Here is a 17117-nt window from a genome sequence, read left to right as displayed (position 1 = left end):
AGATGTTTCCGACGTCTTCGCCGTCGACCCGCAGCGTTCCGCAAGAGCGGCCGTGATTGCATTTTTCAGAGCCCTCCGTGCCTGGCATACATGCACATGCGACCTTGGTCAGCCGGGCTACGCCCTTCGAAACCAGCTCCTTGAGCCTCAATGAAGCCCGCTCCCCCAGTTGACGTTCGCTCTCACATTGGGGCGAGAATTTTTCAGGCGTGTTGAATCCAACAAGCCGCGTGCCGGCATCGTCACCAATGACGTGGACGGTGTCACCGTCCGTTACGGTGAACCGCTGCATCTCCGAAGCGGCATTGGTCACAAGAGTTTGGGGAACCTGCCCTCGCCCGTATTCAGCTACCTGCTGTCCAACGGCAATTACGCCAACAAAAAGGAATCCAATGGCCAGTCTTTGAAGACCGCGGTCCAGTCTTCTTCGGCGTGGCCTGAATCGCTGTCTAAACCGGCTTCCCTTCTGGTCCGGTGTCGGATGGCGCAACGCAGGGGATGGCGGCACCGCACTCGTGCCGGTTGCTCGCCCGAGAATTTCAAAGATCTTGCGCCACTGCTTGTCCGACAGCCGGGCCTGTCCCCGCGACCGTTCGAGCTGGGCGTGGATGTCTTTCAGGAACGTCCGCTGCCAGCTCGTCAAGTTCGGACGACGCAGCGCCTGTTCGATATCTTGTCGTGAGATGTCGGGGAGTTCCCCTGGGCGAGCCTGATTTGCATAAATGGTTGTCGATCGTTTCTCAGCAGAAAAGGCTGAAGCCCGAGGACGCGATTCTTGTGGCTCTTCTCACGAAGTGAGACAGATGATGAGAAGCGGCCCTCCTTCACAACCTCAGAGATCGCCAAAATCATCAATGATCTTCTGTCGAAGACCTCGCAGAAACATAAGGACAATGTCAGCCGATACTTCAATCAGAACTTCTACGCCTACTACGAGATAGAAATTGATCCCACGAAAGGTACTCGACGATATCGCCTCTCTAAATACTGGCCACGGCAAGGCGCCGCGAATATTACGAAATCTCGCGGAAAACACTGATGCGGCTTGCTGATCTTTCGATATCAAATGGACTTCCAAACGACTACGCGGTCCACAGCGCCTCGTAGTCCTTGTCCTTGAATTCTTTGACGAGGTAATCGATGAAGAGGCGGGTCTTTGCTGGGAGATGATGCCGCGTCGGATACGCGATATTCATCGTCAGGCGCGGCAAATCCCAATCATCCATGATGCGGACAAGTCGACCGGACTGAAGGTCCTCGTTGATGATATATGTCGGCTGCGCCAAAATTCCGAGGCCGTCCAAGGCGGCCTTTCTTATTATCTGTCCGTCATTGGAGTTCAGGAGGCCAGCCACCGGAATCGTGACAGCCTCACCGTTCTTCCGGAAGGTCAGGTGGTTCCAGTTGTCGGCAAGTGTATAGAGCAGCAGGGCATGGTTTGCGAGCTCGCCTGGATTGGTCGGCACACCGCGCCGTGCCAGATAGTCGGGCGACGCCGCGAGCAACCGCCGTGTCTCCGCGAGCCGACGGATAGTGATCGACGAGTCCGCCTCCACGCGGCGGGTGCGGATCGCGAGGTCGACGCCGTTTTCAATGAGATCGTAGTAGCGGTTCGAGACGACGACCTCGACCCTCACCTTCGGATATCGCTGAGTAAACGAAGGGATCAGAGGACTGAGATGCAGAAGGCAAAATGATAGCGAGGCGCTGATGCGGAGCAGCCCGCTCGGGCTCATCGCTCCCGCGCTGACGCTCGCTTCGGCGTCGAGCATTCCGGTGATGAGCTCCTTGCCCCGCTGGTAGAAGTGCTCCCCTTCGCTTGTCAGGCTGAGTTGCCGGGTCGTGCGCTGCACCAGCCTGGCATTGAGGCGCTCCTCGAGGGATTGCAGGTTTCTGCTTGTGGCCGACACCGACATGTCGAGCGCATCGGCAGCCTTGGTGATGCTGCCGCGCTCCGCTATCTGAATGAACACTTCGATCTCGGTTAGGCGATCCATGACCCGCACAATCTTGCGTTTGGCGCGAAAGCGGTTGTCGATGTTCGGGGTTTGCTTGCGCGTGCGCTGTAGAATAATGTAACCCTCAGGGAACAGAAGGCTTCATATCTCTCCAGTGTGTGGAGCAAAGGTTTACAATGACCCAGGTCGACCAGTTGAACGGAGTCATCGCATTCGTGCATTCCGCTGAAGCTCTCAGCTTCACGGCAGCCGCCGCCAAATTGGGCATCACGAAGTCCGCAGTCGGCAAAAGCGTCACGAAACTGGAAGAGCGACTCGGGATCAAGCTTCTCCATCGAAGCACCAGGAGCTTGAGCCTCACTCCGGACGGCGAGGCCTATTTCGCGAGCCTTCGACATGCGCTTGGCGAGATCGAGGCGGCTGAGACCACCTTGCTGTCGAAAAGCCAAGCCATATCCGGAAGGTTGAGGATCGACTCCCCCGCAGCGTTCGGTCGCCAGATTCTCATGCCCTTACTGCTGGACTTTTCGCGACGCTACTCGGGCTTGACACTGTCGCTCTCGTTCACCGATACGATCGTCGATCCCGTCGAAGAGGGTGTCGATCTCACGGTTCGGTTCGGCGAAACACGCGACTGCACCGGACTGATTTCGAAGAAGCTCACCGAGCAGCCATCCGTTGTCGTCGCCGCGCCATCGTACCTGGAAACACGAGGAACACCTCAGAGCGTGGCGGACCTCCAGCGCCACGACTGCATTTGCGGATTTGGGCGAGACAACTCCGCGAGCTGGCGCATCAAAGACTCCAACGGTGCCCCGATCCGCTACTTGCCACCCGTGTCGCACCAGTTCGGAGACGGAGAGGCTATCGTAGCGGCGACGTTGGCCGGTTTGGGGCTGTGCCAGATGCCTCGTTCGCTCGTGAGAGCTCACCTAGAGACAGGCGCATTGATCTCGGTCCTCGATGAGGTCGCAGATGTCCCAGTGTCTGTCTATGCCGTCTGGCCCGTAACGCGACACCTGCTGCCACGCGTCAGGACGGTCGTGGACTTCCTCGCGGAAAAGGGGCGGCAGGGAGAACTCGACTAAACATTGCCCCCTGTATCGACAACGTTTCTGCGATCCAGCCAGATGGCTGGAAATGGACAAGACGGATGCGGCAAGCCAACTTGAGCGCGGCGATTTTCGCGGCGAGCGGGAAAGTGTTTTCCGCTTTGATCCCTTTTTGCCACCTGCGGCAACGCTATTATCTCGCCCAACGCCGGAGTGGGAGCCGGAGGGAGGTTCGATCAGGTGGTTTAGCTGCCTTTTTCGCGAAAGAACGATCTCCCCCAGGATTAAAGCCCGACGTCGCTGTCCTTCTGCAAAGGACGGCCGAGGAAGGTCACGATCGCGAAGCCAGGCGGCTGTCGCAATCGACAGGAGATCGCTTTGAAGGCAGTGCGCTACTACGGAAGGCATGACGTCCGCGTCGAGGACGCGCCGGAGCCCCAGACACCGCAGCACGGTCAGGTCATCGTCGAGCCGACATTCTGCGGCATCTGCGGCACCGACCTGCATGAATATGAGTCCGGCCCAATCTTCACGCCAAGAACACCGAATGCCTATAGCGGGGCAATCCTGCCCCAAATCCTGGGGCATGAGTTCGCGGGACGTGTGACCTCGGTCGGCCCCGGCGTCGAGACGCTGAAGCCTGGAGACCGCGTGTCGATCCAGCCGCAGATCGGCCCAAGAGTAGACTATTTCGGCAGCCGCAATCTCTCCTTCCTGGGGCCAAGGGCCTCAGTCGTCGGCCTTAATTGGCCATGGGGCGGCATGGCGAAGCGCGCCATCGTCCACGAATACAATGCGATCCGCATGCCCGACGACGTGACCGACCAGCAAGGCGCGCTTGTCGAACCCGCAGCGGTCGCGGTGCATGCCGTTGATCGGTCAGGTTTGAAGCCTGGTGGCACGCTCCTTATCACGGGCGCAGGCCCGATCGGGGCGCTGGTGGTTCTCGCCGCTATTGCCGCAGGTGTCACCCGCATTTTTGTGAGCGAGCCGAACGCCAACCGTCGGGCGCGCATCGCGGCGCTCTCGAGCGATGTCACAATCCTCGATCCTGGTTCCTCGGACTTCCTGCCCACGATCAAGGACGGCACCGAAGAGGGTGTCGGGGTTGACGCCGCCATCGAATGCGCAGGCCATCCCCGCGCGCTGCACGCCTGCCTCCAGGCGGTGCGCGCACAGGGCACCGTCGTCCAGGTGGGCTTGATGGGCGGCCCCGCTGAGATCAGCCCGTTCGACTTGACGATGCGAGACATCACACTGCGGGGCTCGCTGAACTACCCGCTGACCATCTGGCCTAGAATCTTCGAGATGATGAGGACGGGACTCTATCCGGCCGAGAAGATCGTCGACGCCGAAATCGCGATGGAAGACGTCGTGCAAAAGGGCTTCCGCGAACTCCTCGACCCAAACAGCGGAAAGATGAAGATACTGGTGTCGATGGAATGAAACTGGGCCGATCGCAAGCGCCACCGCGGTATCGCGCAATCAAGGGCGAAGTCCTGTCGGCGACGCGCGAAGACTTCGAACGACGCGTCGCACATCTGAGGTCCGCCAAATGAATCGGCCATTCACTCAAACGAGATCACGACCATCACGGCCGCCAGGGCGCGGTCCAATTCCGACGTCTGCTTCGTCGGGATCGGAGCACCTTCCGCGGCATACAACGTCGCCCGGCTGACCCACGCTCCCGACATCACGCTCCTTTATGAATCCGGTACGATCCGGGACGGCTCCCACCGTTCTGCCTCTCTCCATGGGCGACGGCGACCTTTGCGAGGCGTCGGTGACGACAGTCTCGGTCCCTGAGATGTTTCGCTATTGCCTCCAGGGCGGCCGCATCAAATTGGCTTCCTCGGTGCGGCGCAGTTCGATAAGTTCAGTTCGGCAACATCAACACGACCGTCATCGGCGGCTACGAAAAACCGAAGACCCGGCTGCCCGGCGGCGGAGCGCCCGAGATCGCAAGCTCGTACGGCGAAATCTACATCACCATGGCTCAGTCGACCCGCGGCATGGTCGATAAAATCGACTTCGTCGCCTCTTTCGGACACCGCGAAGGTGGCGATCACCGAGAACGCCTCGGCATCGCGACCAAATGATCCACGCTGCCAATTAAAGACCTAGCGATCTGGAGGCCCGACCTGGTGACCAAGGAGTTCACCGTCATGTCGCTTCACCCGGTGCGACCAGCGAAGGTGCAGGAGACTTGCGGCTGGAAGGTCAAGTTCGCGGAGGACCTGGATGTCAAGCCGGCTCCAAGCGAACTGGCGTTGAAGACCCTGCGCGATCTCAAAGCCAGAACCGACGCTGCCCACAAGGGCGAGTCCGGCACCGCTGCAGCGCCGCCACCTACCACAGGACAGCGACGATAAGAGACGGTCACATCTTCCGACCAGCGGAGGGTGTGAAGTAGAAAGGCCGCCAATCGGCGGCCATTTCCAGCTTGAATGAACCAGCGGAGTTCTTCAGTTGCCTTTATCCGCCCCACTAATTTTACTGATGTATAGAGCGATCAGGATGATGCCGCCTGTAGTCGCGTTGATCCAATAGGCGGGTACTTGGGAGAGAACCAAAACATCCTGAATGAGGACAAGCAGCAGCACACCGCCACAGGCACCAGCGATCGTGCCTCGCCCTCCGTTGAGACTGACTCCACCGAGGACCGCGGCCGCAAATGCGTTGAAGATCAGATTTTGCCCGAGCGAAGAAGGAATGGACGCGATCCGGCCCGCCTGCAGCAACCCTGCCAGCGCAGCAAGGATGCCCGCAACGATGAAGACTCCCATCAAGACACGCTCCACCGGGATGCCGGCGACCCGAGCTGCTTGCTGGTTTCCACCGACGGCGTAAAGCATTCTTCCAACCCGGTGCCGCGACAGGAAGACCGTAAGAACGGCGAGCAAGGTCAAGGCAAGCAGGAAGGAGACGGGCACACCCAGAAACGTGGAGTCTCCAGGGAATGTGAGGAGCACAGGCAGGTCGGAGAGTGTCTCGCCGCGAGTCAATCCGAGGCTGATGCCGCGCAGGAGGATCAGCGTCGCCAAGGTTGCGATGAAGGCGTTGAACCGAAGGTAGATCACCAGCAAACCATTGAACGCGCCAATAATGGCACCCACGGCGAAGATCACCAGGAGCGCCAGAAGCGGCGAATTCGCAAAATTGAGGCCCGAGCCACCTGCTTCGAGGAGGCAGTACACGCCCACCATCGGCGCAAGGCCGAAAGTCGACTCGAGTGACAAGTCGAACTTCCCGGCGATCAGAACCAGGGTAAGTCCCATCGTGAGCACGCCAAGTTCGCTGGCCTGCTGCACTACACCGTAAAAGTTGTCGTAGGAGAGGAACGCGTTGTTGAGAAGCGTGCCTACGATCATGACGACAACCAGAACCGGCACTATCGCCCATTCAGGTTGGAACAGGTCGCTGAGGAGCCGGCGGGAACGGAGGTCCGTTCCGGTGACGCCCGTTGTTTGAGTGTGGGTCATTTTTCCTCCCGAGATATGTGAAAGCCTTCCATGGCGGACACGAGCTCTTCCTCGTTCATGCCGCTTTTCTCGACGACTTTCTTGCCGCGAACCCAGACCTGTACTCGGTCGCAGAACGCGAGTTCTTCTGGCTCGTCACTGACGAGAATGACTGCAAGTCCTCGACGTCGTCGTTGCTCAACGATGTCGAGAATGGTTGCCTTTGACGCGATGTCGACGCCTGCGGTCGGGTGCAGGAGAATTAGTACGCTGGGGTTCGTGCTCAATGCGGACCCCAGGAGTACCTTCTGCTGATTGCCGCCACTCAGCTCACCGACATTTTGTCTGACGGAATGACAGACAACGCCGAGCTCGGACCGATTGTCCTCCGCGAACTTCCGACGCGCCTTGCCGTTCAAAAATACGCGGTTGGTGAATGCCTTCAGGCTCGGTAGAGTCATATTGTCTTCGATCGACATTTCGCCGACCAGGCCGGTCTTTATCCGGTCCTCCGGTAGAAGTGCGACCCCATTTTTCACCGCCGTTGGCGGTTTCCAGGGCTTCGGAATTTCTCTTCCGTTCAATTTGATCGCACCCGACCATTTTGAATAATGGCCCGCGAGGGCAAGCGCGATTTGACGGGTGCCTGACCCCGAGTGTCCGGCGAAACCCACGACCTCGCCCGCCCGCAGCGTGAGACCGAGAGGGTCCTCGCATGCATCAAGCCGCAGGTTCGCTTCGAGTACCACCGGCGTGCTCGTGGGCAATGCTGGGCGGCACACTTTCTCACTGGAGGTGAGTGCTTTGCCCGCCCCCTCGTCGCCCACCATCGCTGAAACGATTTCGGCTGTCGTGAGTTTGCTCGCGTTGCCATGCAATACGTCGCGCCCGTTTCGCAGCACGGTGACCGCGTCGCAAACCTTCGGGACCTCGTCGAGGTGGTGTGAGATGAAAAGGAATGTGATCCCCTTGGCGCGCAGTTCGTTCACCCGCTCGATCAGATGGTCGATCTCGCTGGAAATCAGCTGCGCGGTCGGCTCGTCCAGGATCACGAACCTTGAGCCCTGGCTAAGGGCGCGGGCGATTTCCACCATCTGGGCCTCCCCCACCCCCAATTCGCGGACCGGAGTGGTAGGCAGGATCGGAATATCCCAGCTTTCGAGCGCCGCCGCCGCTTGGCGGTTGAGGCCGCGCCACGAGATCATCTGTTTGCCCTGATACCGTCCGAGATAGAGATTCTCGGCCACGGTCAAATCCGGCACGAGAGTTCGGTGCTGGTAGACGCACGCCACCGCCTCGCGCCAAGCGTTTCGATCGTTCAACGCGGGGGGAGCGGCACCATTCAGGAGAAAAGACCCTGAATCGATCGCTCGCAACCCGGTCAGGATTGATACCAGGGTAGATTTGCCAGCACCGTTTCGACCGATCAGGGCGTGAGATTCCCCCTTTTTTATCGATATGGAAAGCCCGTTCAGAGCAACGGTCCCTCCGAAACGCTTTACGGCGCTGTCGATTGCGACAAGTTGTTCCGACGGGCTTTCCAGCATATTCAGCACTCCAGGACAAATGTTGTGATTATTTGGCGTTGCCCCAGAGGCCCTTGTCATCGACATTCTGCTTCGTCACGACGGGAGACTGCAGATTGTCCACGAAGTACTTACCGTCCTTGACCACGGTGCTGTTGTGATCGGTCGGGCCTTCGTTCATTTCCTTGCCGTCCAGAGCGTCCTGGAGATACATGACGCCGTACTTGGCATAATCGGTGACCGGCTGCGAAACCGTCGCATCCAGATAGCCGTCGCGGATGGCTTTGAGAGCGCTCGCACCGCCGTCGATTGCGACGACTGCGATGTGACCAACCTCGCCGACCTTTGCGAGGCGGCCACGAGACTTCAACGCGGCGGCAACCGGATCATAGTAGAGTGTGTCCGTCGCCAGATAGATGCCAGCGATTTCCGAATTGCCGCTCATCACCGTCGAGGCGACATTGGCGGCCTGCGGGCCATCCCAGTTGGCCGTCTGCTCAATCACCGTTGCGGTCGAGATTTTCTTGAAGGCCTCGTCGAAACCATTCTTACGGTCTCGGCCGTTGGTCGTTGTCAGTCCGCCAGTGATGTTGAGAACCGTCGCGTTCTTGTCGACCATCGCCGTCGCAAGTGCTTCCGCGGCACGCGCGCCCATGGCAAGATTGTCGGCGCGCACCACTGCGTAGACGTCACCGGCCGCAGGCTTGTCGTCGACGATGACGACGGGAACATTCTTGCTTTTCGCGTAGTCCAGAGCCGGCTTGATAGCGGCACGATCTACCACCCCGGCCAGGATGACGTTGGAACCTGCGTTAATCAGATTACGGAAGTCAGTGACCTGCTGGCTTGCGTCGCGGTTGGCGTTGGTCGTCTGAACCACATCCCCGCCGGACGACTTGGCCTGTTCTGTCGCCGCGTTCACCAATACCGTGAAAAACGGGGTATTGAGCGTCGGCATCGAGAGACCAAGCTTCATCGTTTCGGCGTAGCTGGCGCTTCCGATCATAACGGCAGAAATGGAAATGCTGGTGGCGAAAGCTAGTCTAAGGGTATTGAACATATTTTCCTCCTCTTCCCTCGGCCACGGTTATGCTAGTGTCGCGAAGTGGGATAAAGACGCGCTTGGGGGAAACAGTTTTGCGTTCCGTGGGAAAAAGGCGTCTGCCGTACGGTCGTTCTGGTGCGCGACGCGAAACGGCTAAGTCGGCAGCCGCAAACCAAGTGCATTCGAAGCCGATCGCGCTTAAATGCTCAGGTCTCAGCTCGTATTTCATGCTTACAGATCAAGGATCCGAGATGTAATCGCGGCCCACTTCGGCAAATTCATCGAGCATGTTTCTTGGTGAACCACGCCTACGGGTAGAAGCGCGGGCAAGAAAAGGAAACTCGCCGCGAATGCAAGAGCCCGCATCGGCTCGTTCCCAAGGGGCGAGGTCGAATGCACGGCGTTCGGCGGGATGTAGATCAAGTCCCCAGGTCCGACTTCGCACTTTTCGTGCCCGATCCGCATGTGCGCCTTGCCCTTGAGCATCTAGTAATACTCATGGGTGTTGTGCCGATGCGGCCCCAGACGGGGCCACGGCGATCTCGCACTCGGAGACATATTCGAGATAAAACCCCTCGGTCACCGCCGGCACCGACTCCTTGGGGACCATGAAATGGTATTGCAACTGCCACCGTGCTCGATCGTGGGTTCGGTCTGGCTGTTCATCACGTCCATTTCGGTATCATCGGGTTCGCGGAACTACTGCGCGAGATAACCGCCGTCGACGACCAGTTCGCTTCCTGTGACGAACGAGGAATCGTCGCCCGCCAGGAACAGGCAGCATTGGGCCACTTCTTCCGGCGTTCCCATTCGACCCATCGGCGTGTTGCTGATGATGCCGTTGTTCATCTTCTCGGACTGGGCCGTGACCAGCGGAGTGCGGATGAGCCCGGGATGGACGGAATTCACGCGAACGTTGTCTGGCGCATAGGACACCGCGGCGTTCTTGGTCATGTTGCGGACGCCGCCCTTCGCGGCGTTGTAGGCCGCAGCACCGGGAACACCCACATTCCCCCAGATCGAGGAGAAATTGACGATCGACCCCGAGCGGGCCTTGCGCATCGCGGGCAGCACTGCCTGCATGCCCAGGAACGATCCGGTCAGGTTGACGCCGATCACCTTGTTCCAATCGGCAAGGCTAGTGTCGAGTATCTGCCCATAGTTGAAGACAATCCCCGCGTTGTTCACGAGAACATCGATCCGGCCATGAGCCTGGAGTGTGAAGTCGACGACGGCCTTCCAATTGGCTTCGTCGGAGACATCCAGGTCTTGGTTCACGATGCCTGCGAGAGCCGCTGGCTGCTTCTTCACGTCTCCAGCGATGACCTGCGCGCCTTCCGCCGCGAACAGCTCGGCGACGGCGCGCCCGATGCCTTGAGCCGCGCCGGTGACGATCGCCACCTTGCCTTGAAGCCTACCCATATTTTTCCTCCTCTGTGATGTGTCGTTTGAGCGCCCGACTGCTATGTCTGGTCGGCGGGGGAAACGTCGGCCATCCTGATCAGAATTTTCAGGTGGTCGTTTCCCTTCTTGGTGAGTTCTTCGCATCCTTCGGTTACCGCGGCGTCGAGCGTCACGCGGCCCGTCACGATCTTTTCGACCGGGAATTTCCCGCTGGCGATCAAGCGCGCCAGTGGCTCTCCAATTCGAAGGTCTTTGGCTTTATGGAATCTTAGCGCTCGCAAACGGTGTTCCTCCAGATGCACAGGCGACATTCCGCGGCCGCCGACGTCGGCGGCCGATCGAGCAGACGATGCCGAAACCCCTCCAGGCCGGACAGTAGCAATCACGCGAACGATCGGAAGTGGGTGGCGCGGAAAACACTTTACCGGAATCTGCAAAAATCGCGGGCGACTTCCGTGGAGAGGCGGCCGGCGGCAGGGACATCCTGCCCCCGACTAGAGTGGTTCATGCTTTGTCGAGTTCGTCGAGAAGGGCTTCGAAACCCGGCATCAGGCGCGACATGATCTCGTCGCCTTCGAGCTTGTCGAGCGCGTCGGAGAAGATTTCGGGACCGACGCTTTCGATATGCCCGGCGTCCTTGAGGATTTTGAGGATTTCAAGGTTGGGGATTTCTCCCTGACCGATCGGCACCCGGTAGGAGAGGCAGTCCCGCTTCATCGAGCGCCCCGGCGGGCAGACAAGGGGACCATCGGCGATCTGTACGGTGTCAAACGTTCCGACCGGGATTTCCTTGAGAAGCGCATCGTTGCGGCCGCCGCGGACATAGTGCCAGGTGTCGAAGATGATTCCGCTGTTTTTCCGGCCGGCGTCCCTGACGATCGTCCAGACTTCGTCCACGGTCTTCAGGCCCCAGAGCGGCATTGCCTCGATAAGGCACTTGAGTCCGTTTTCGGCGGCGCGGTCGCACATCGCCGCGTAGTGGCCAGTCAGCTCTTCGAGAGTGTAACGACCCTCCGGAAAGCTGCCGATCAGGTGGATGCGGTCGACCTGCAAGGCCTCGGCGATCCGGAAGAAGTCGTCCGGCGTCGTGTTGAGGTAGGGCTTGATGTCGGGGTCTTCGCCAGGGGTCAGGCCGTCGGGGACCCAGCTCGTGAGTGGGTCAAGGTAGCTCAGCCGGACGCCGTTGTCGGCGGCGATCGAGCGGATGTCCTTGTCAGACAGCCCGCCCGCGCGCGTGTTCTTGTAATCCATCGGAGAAGTGCTAAGCCAACCGAAGCCATTGCTGGCCGCAAGTTCCACGCGCTGCCGATAGGGGACGCTGCGGACCTGGGACAGCCACAGCATCCGATTTTCGGTGGGGTATTTCATCTTGTCTTCCTTCTTTACTTAAACTGGGCCGCGGTGGTTTCGAAGGAACGCTTGGCCTGTTCGGCCAGCGGAAGCTTCCGGTAGGTCTCGCTGATGATCTCGACGCCCCACGGGCCTTCGTAACCGGCGTTCTCGACGGCTTGGATGAACTCCTTGGGTTTCAGCACGCCTTCGCCGGGCAGGCGGCGATGGTAGATGGTGTCTTCCCAAAGGAGGCCCTTCACCTCGGCGTCGGCGTCATCCAGCTCGATCGAACCGATGAACCTGGACGGGATCTTCTCGATGTCCTTGTAGGGGATGCCGCCGCGGGCCATGTGCCAGATGTCGATGAGCAAGCCGCCATTGGGCTGATCCGCCCCTTCCACGATCGCGCGCGCCACTTCCAGCGTCCTGACGTTGGAGAAGGGCATGATCTCCATGACCACCCTGACACCGTACTCAGCCGCATCGCGGCACACTCCGGCGAATGCCTCGCGCATGCGGTCGACGTCGGGCGTCATTTCCGCTTCGGTCGGCGCGTAGAGATCGCTTCCGAGGCCGGGAGCAATCTTGAGATTTCGGACTCCGAGACGCTGCGCAACGTCAAGCATCTCCGTCCGCATGACGTCCGACTTCGCCCGGCGCTCGCCGTCGAGATACCAGCCGGAGAGGAACTCGTACTCGAGGTATTTGATGTCGTTGTCGTCGACGATCCGCTTCATTTCCTTGAGACCGATCTGGGCGGCCGTAGCCTGAACGTCTGCGTGGATCAGGCCCATGCCCTTGTAGCCAACCTTGGCGGCCGCCTCGACGCGATCCTTGAAGGGGATCGGACTGATTTCGGTCGGACCGAACGGATAGACGTCGCCTCCGAGTGTGAAGAACGCCGCCAGCAACTCGATGCCGTTTTTCCCAGTCATTGCCATACTCCCGGCGGCCACGCGCCGCATCCGTTTGAATTGCCTTTTATATACTGAAGCCCCGGAGCGATAAATTACGCCGCGGAGATCAACATTGTAGCCCAAAGATATACAATGAGGTGGGATCAGATCGATCGGATACTGCCGCCGTCCACGCCCCAAACAGCCGACGTGACGAAGCTGGCGAGGTCGGACGCGAGGAAGACCACCACGTTGGCGACCTCCTCCGGCGTCCCAAGGCGTTCGAGGGGAAGCTGCCGCAGCTTCATTTCGTGCTCGACAGCCGCCTGCGGCTCCATCTTGTGGAACGCGCCCATCGTCTCGGCGAAGCCGCCCGGCTTGGTCCAGAACGGGGTCCAGATGGGTCCCGGAGCGACCGCGTTGACCCGCACGGCCTTGCCCTCGGCGCGCGCGAGGCCCTTGGTCAGGGCGAGAACGGCGGCCTTCGACGCCGAGTAGTCGATCGGCACGGGTTCGGGCTGACGGGCGAGATCGGAACCGTTGTTGACGATTACGCCCTTCCGCTCGCGGAGGATCGGAAGCAGCTTCCGCGTAGCCCGGACATAGCTCATGAAATTAAGGGAGAAGGTTTTCTCCCATTCCTCGTCGGTCAGCTGGTCGAAGGTGCGGATCGCGCCCGAGCCAACATTGTTCACGAGCACGTCTACCGCGCCGCCCGTCGCCTTGAGCAACTCGTCCAGGCCCGCGGATACGCCAACGCCGGTGGACAGGTCCGCCTTTGCGGTGTGGGCCGTTCCGCCCGCGGCGGCGACTTCGGCCTTGACCTCGGCCATGGCTTTCTCGTCGATGTCCACGAGGCCCAACGTAGCGCCTTCGCGCGCGAACGCCACGGCGGTCGCGCGGCCGATGCCGTTGGCGGCACCCGTGATGAACACGATCTTACCCTTCAGTCCAGTTTCCATTTCTCTAGTCCCTTGGATTGTTTGAATATCGGGGGCGCGTCAGATCGAAGCGCCTTCCTCCCCGGTTCGGAAAACAAAGCTCGCGGTCAGCCCGCCGTCGGCGACGAGGTCCGCGCCTAGAACCGCCGTCGAACCGCTCGACAACAGGAACATCGCCGCCTGCGCGACTTCGCGGGCCTCTAGGATGCGGCCGCCCGGCTGGCGCGCCGACCGGGTTGCCAAGAACTTGTCGCTGTCGGTGGCGGATTCGAGGTGGCGTTTGAAGAGGCCGGCCAACATAGGCCCGGGGCTGAGGACGTTGACGCGGACGCCGCTGCGCGAGTGGTCGAGCGCGACCGTCCGGGCTAACTGTCGCACCGCCGCTTTCGTGGCGTTGTAGATACCGAGTTGCTGTTCCGCCAACGTGGCGTTCACGCTCGCCACCGCCACGATTGTCCCGTCATGGGCATCGATCATCAGGGCAGCAGAAATTTGATCGCCAGCGCAGTGCCCACGATGTTGACGTTGAGCGCCCGGGACATGATCGCAGGTGTGGCCTCCAGGATTGTACCGACGTCGAGGATGGCTGCAGACGTCACTAGGCCGATGCGTTTCGCGCCCGAATACCTCAGGCGGGCGACGACCTTCTCCCACGTCGCCTCTCCGGCGACATCCCCCCGACGTGATGGTACCCCGCGAGCGCGGCGAGGTTTGTCCTGGGCGGCTGCAAGATCGACGCCGACCGTGGCCACTCCCGCCTCAACGAGAAGGCTGCAAAGTTCATGGCCAAGGCCGGGCGACGCTCCGGTCACTACGACCGTGTCGGGAAGTTCGAAGGTGAGTTGCGGCATCGTCATTTCTCTTTCGCGGGGTCTTTTTTCGCGGCGAGGACGAAATCCCAGTCGACCGCCCAGAAGGGGCTTTCGAATCCGAGTTCGTACGCCCGTGCCGGATCGGTCACCTTTTGGAAGTCCGCTATGAGGGAGTCCTTGACGCCAAAAACCGAGTCTTCCGCGAGGAACTGGCAGTCCGGCGTGAAGATGTGGGTGATGACAGGGTCATAGCCCGGCGCGCTCACGATGAAGTGGATATGCGCGGCTCTGTTGGGATGTCTGCCCAGGTGACCCAGCAGTTTGCCCACCGGACCATCGTCGGGGATTGGGTAGTAGCGGGGTTTGACCGCCCGGTACCAGTAAGAGCCGTCGTTTTCCGTGGTGAACACGCCGCGGAGGTTCCAATCTGGCTGCACGTCCTTTTGCTGCACGTCATAGAAGCCGTCGTCATTGGTTTGCCAGACGTCGACGAGAGCGCCGGCGATCGGCTTGCCATCGGTGTCGACGACATGTCCGCGCACGACCATCGGCTCGCCCTTGCCGTCCAGGCAAATATTGATCCCGTTGGCGTAGCGCGGAGCCGCTGGAACATAGAACGGCCCGAGGATCGTGTTTTCTGTCGCACCGTTGGGGCGGCGATGGTTGATGGAGTCGACCAGCATCGAGACGCCGAGGGTGTCGGAAAGTAATATGAACTCCTGACGCCAATCCGAGCACATCTGCCCGACCTCGGTGAGGAATTTGATCCCCTGGAGCCATTCCTCGTGCGTGGGCTCGATCTCCTTGATCGCCGCGTGGAGGTGCTTCACCAGAACGGACATGACCTCGCGCAGGCGTGGATCGACGTCCGGCCCCATTCTCGCGTTGACGACGTCGACCGAGGTCTCTTCCTCGAAATAGGGATACTTGGGCTTCGACCTTTCGGTTTGGCTCATCTCAGACAATTTTCTATCCTCCTCGGCCCGAATTGCTCGCCATCAAATGGCCGGAGCCTCGCCCGCATAGGCGCGGGCGATGAGCGCGCGGATGCCGTCGCGCTCCAATGGTTGGGGGTTCCAGTACGGGTTGGCCAGTGCGCGCTCGGTCGCCACCTCGACACCGTGTTCCGGCATGCCGATCTCTCTCAGAGACCTCGGCGCGCCGATCCGTCCCGCGAGTTCGAAAAGCGCCGCAGCGGGGTCCTGGTGGCCAAGCACGTCCCGGAGTTTTTCGATCACCTCGGGGATGGCGGGCGCGTTGTAGGCGAGCGCGTGCGGCAGGACGACGGTGTGGGTCTCCGCATGTGGCAAATCGAACGAGCCGCCCAGCGTGTGGCAGAGCTTATGATGGAGAGCCATGCCGACGGAACCCAAACAGATGCCGCAGAGCCACGCGCCATAGAGCGCGTCGGCCCGCGCGTCGCGATCGGCTGGATCGTCGTGGATAAGCGGCAGCGACCGTGCCAAGGCCCGGATCGCCTCCAGCGCCATCAGCGACACGACCGGATTCCGCTCCTTCGCGTAGAGAGCCTCGACCGCATGGGCGATGGCGTTCATGCCGCTGGTGCCCGACATGCCGACGGGAAGGGTGAGGGTGAGGTCCACATCGTAGATGACAACCTCCGGAAGAATCTTCGGGCTGCTCTGCGTGACCTTCTGCCCGTCCTTGGTCTCGCCAAGGATCGGGGTCATTTCCGATCCGGCATAAGTGGTCGGGGCGACGATCTGAGGCAGATCGGTCCGCAGCGCGATCGCCTTGGCCAACCCTGTGGTCGATCCGCCACCGACTGCGATCAGGCCGTCGACGTTCTTGTCGGCCACGACCCTCATCGCGTCATCGGTCACGTCCACGGGTGTGTGCATAGTCGCTTGAGAATAGACACCGACCGAACGCGCGCCCAGAAGCGCGGAAAGATTCTCCGCATCCTCGGCCTGCGGCGGCGTCGCCAGTACCAAGACCCGCTTCAGCCCGAGACGATCGACTTCCGCGGGAAGCTGGGCCAACGTTCCTGACCCGAAAATCACTCTGGCCGACTGGCCGTTATAGACGAAAGACTGCATGTTGGTTCCTCGAATTCCGGCCTCGATCGGACCGGACCTCCTGCGTTCCTAGCGATTGTCGACGCGCTTCAAGAATGGGTTGATGTCCACTTGCCGCCAGACATTGGCGTGGGCGAACGGGTCGTCGTTGTTGAACGCGATTATGTCGTCGATCTTGTCGGCCTCGAAGACGAAGAGCGAGCCGATCATGGTTTCGCCATCATCGGCGACAAGCGGTCCCGAGATTATGGTCTTCACCGCGCCCGCGGAGAGATATGCCTTGTGGGCGTCGTAGTTCGCCAGGCGGCGTGGCAGGCCATCCGCATGGTCAAGGCAATGAACCGCAAAGAGCATGGACTTTTCCTTTCATCGTCATCGCTCTCCCTCAGGGGTCAGCTCGGATGGAGCGGTAGCAGCTCGCACGCCGCGACCGAGCCTGCGTCGATCACTTCCCGTTGGCCGTGTAGCAATCCTTCACGTTGTCCTTCGTAATGATCTCATGCGGCAGGAAGCGGGTTCTTCTCAACGTCTTGCCGTCGACGACGTCAGCGACGGCCTGGGCGGCGTAGACGCCATCGTCGATCGGCGACTGGAGCACGATGGACGATCGAGATCAGCCGAGGGTCGGTTCGGCGGCCGCCCTTGAGTGAG

17 protein-coding genes and 2 pseudogenes are annotated in these 17117 nt (G+C 60.5%); 4 read left to right on the top strand and 15 right to left on the bottom strand.

Features of this window, described 5'->3' with window-relative positions:
- The first annotated feature begins 169 nt into the window (after positions 1-169).
- Positions 170-682: a hypothetical protein gene (locus CUJ84_RS38100; RefSeq protein ID WP_158686979.1), complete on the top strand. Its 513-nt coding sequence runs from the start codon at positions 170-172 to the stop codon at positions 680-682.
- A gap of 400 nt (positions 683-1082) precedes the next feature.
- Here the strand turns inward: CUJ84_RS38100 and CUJ84_RS30810 are convergent, their stop codons facing one another.
- Positions 1083-1997 carry a LysR family transcriptional regulator gene (locus tag CUJ84_RS30810; RefSeq protein WP_105009408.1) on the bottom strand — a complete coding sequence of 305 codons (915 nt, stop codon included), beginning with the start codon at positions 1995-1997 and terminating at the stop codon, positions 1083-1085.
- A gap of 137 nt (positions 1998-2134) precedes the next feature.
- Here CUJ84_RS30810 and CUJ84_RS30805 point away from each other — a divergent pair, with 137 nt between their 5' ends.
- The 3 genes and pseudogenes from CUJ84_RS30805 to CUJ84_RS30795 all read left to right on the top strand — a co-directional run bounded on the left by CUJ84_RS30805 (position 2135) and on the right by CUJ84_RS30795 (position 5382).
- Positions 2135-3046, top strand: a complete 912-nt coding sequence (locus tag CUJ84_RS30805; protein WP_105009407.1) for a LysR family transcriptional regulator — start codon at positions 2135-2137, stop codon at positions 3044-3046.
- 351 nt (positions 3047-3397) lie between these two features.
- On the top strand, positions 3398-4456 hold the full coding sequence (locus CUJ84_RS30800) for a zinc-binding dehydrogenase (RefSeq protein WP_348632688.1): 1059 nt from the start codon (positions 3398-3400) through the stop codon (positions 4454-4456).
- A gap of 120 nt (positions 4457-4576) precedes the next feature.
- Positions 4577-5382, top strand: a pseudogene (locus tag CUJ84_RS30795) (CoA-transferase subunit beta).
- Positions 5383-5475: 93 nt separating this feature from the next.
- On the opposite strand, the gene CUJ84_RS30790 reads toward CUJ84_RS30795, so the two are convergent.
- The 14 genes and pseudogenes from CUJ84_RS30790 to CUJ84_RS38465 all read right to left on the bottom strand — a co-directional run bounded on the left by CUJ84_RS30790 (position 5476) and on the right by CUJ84_RS38465 (position 17064).
- Positions 5476-6492, bottom strand: a complete 1017-nt coding sequence (locus CUJ84_RS30790) for an ABC transporter permease (protein WP_105009405.1) — start codon at positions 6490-6492, stop codon at positions 5476-5478.
- Entirely contained in the window at positions 6489-8018 is a 1530-nt protein-coding gene (locus CUJ84_RS30785; protein WP_158686978.1) for a sugar ABC transporter ATP-binding protein, read from the bottom strand. Before CUJ84_RS30785 ends, CUJ84_RS30790 begins: the two co-directional genes overlap by 4 nt.
- A gap of 28 nt (positions 8019-8046) precedes the next feature.
- Entirely contained in the window at positions 8047-9057 is a 1011-nt protein-coding gene (locus CUJ84_RS30780; protein ID WP_105009403.1) for a sugar ABC transporter substrate-binding protein, read from the bottom strand.
- 216 nt (positions 9058-9273) lie between these two features.
- Complete coding sequence (locus CUJ84_RS39430; RefSeq protein WP_432444927.1) at positions 9274-9507, bottom strand: cupin domain-containing protein; 234 nt, start codon at positions 9505-9507, stop codon at positions 9274-9276.
- Between the two features lie 234 nt (positions 9508-9741).
- Positions 9742-10464 (bottom strand): SDR family NAD(P)-dependent oxidoreductase, encoded by a 723-nt coding sequence (locus tag CUJ84_RS30770; protein WP_105009401.1) that lies wholly within the window; start codon positions 10462-10464, stop codon positions 9742-9744.
- A gap of 41 nt (positions 10465-10505) precedes the next feature.
- Positions 10506-10667, bottom strand: a complete 162-nt coding sequence (locus tag CUJ84_RS38095; protein WP_158686977.1) for a hypothetical protein — start codon at positions 10665-10667, stop codon at positions 10506-10508.
- Positions 10668-10950: 283 nt separating this feature from the next.
- Entirely contained in the window at positions 10951-11814 is an 864-nt protein-coding gene (locus CUJ84_RS30765) for a sugar phosphate isomerase/epimerase family protein (protein ID WP_105009400.1), read from the bottom strand.
- Positions 11815-11828: 14 nt separating this feature from the next.
- Positions 11829-12713 (bottom strand): sugar phosphate isomerase/epimerase family protein, encoded by an 885-nt coding sequence (locus tag CUJ84_RS30760; protein WP_105009399.1) that lies wholly within the window; start codon positions 12711-12713, stop codon positions 11829-11831.
- A gap of 125 nt (positions 12714-12838) precedes the next feature.
- Complete coding sequence (locus CUJ84_RS30755; protein ID WP_105009398.1) at positions 12839-13636, bottom strand: SDR family NAD(P)-dependent oxidoreductase; 798 nt, start codon at positions 13634-13636, stop codon at positions 12839-12841.
- Between the two features lie 39 nt (positions 13637-13675).
- Positions 13676-14466: pseudogene (locus CUJ84_RS38970) on the bottom strand (SDR family NAD(P)-dependent oxidoreductase).
- Positions 14467-14468: 2 nt separating this feature from the next.
- Positions 14469-15383, bottom strand: coding sequence for an intradiol ring-cleavage dioxygenase (locus CUJ84_RS30740; RefSeq protein WP_105009395.1), 915 nt, complete (start codon positions 15381-15383; stop codon positions 14469-14471).
- A 42-nt stretch (positions 15384-15425) separates the two neighbouring features.
- The gene (locus tag CUJ84_RS30735) at positions 15426-16487 is read right to left on the bottom strand and encodes a maleylacetate reductase (RefSeq protein WP_105009394.1); all 1062 of its coding nucleotides are present in this window, start codon (positions 16485-16487) and stop codon (positions 15426-15428) included.
- 48 nt (positions 16488-16535) lie between these two features.
- The gene (locus tag CUJ84_RS30730; RefSeq protein WP_105009393.1) at positions 16536-16820 is read right to left on the bottom strand and encodes a YciI family protein; all 285 of its coding nucleotides are present in this window, start codon (positions 16818-16820) and stop codon (positions 16536-16538) included.
- Between the two features lie 91 nt (positions 16821-16911).
- The gene (locus CUJ84_RS38465; RefSeq protein ID WP_199788875.1) at positions 16912-17064 is read right to left on the bottom strand and encodes a hypothetical protein; all 153 of its coding nucleotides are present in this window, start codon (positions 17062-17064) and stop codon (positions 16912-16914) included.
- Positions 17065-17117: the final 53 nt, after the last annotated feature.

It is taken from the genome of Rhizobium leguminosarum (assembly GCF_002953715.1).
GTDB lineage: Bacteria > Pseudomonadota > Alphaproteobacteria > Rhizobiales > Rhizobiaceae > Rhizobium > Rhizobium leguminosarum_V.
The sequence above is the reverse complement of the archived record's forward strand: the minus strand, read 5'-3'. Positions and strand labels throughout refer to the sequence as shown.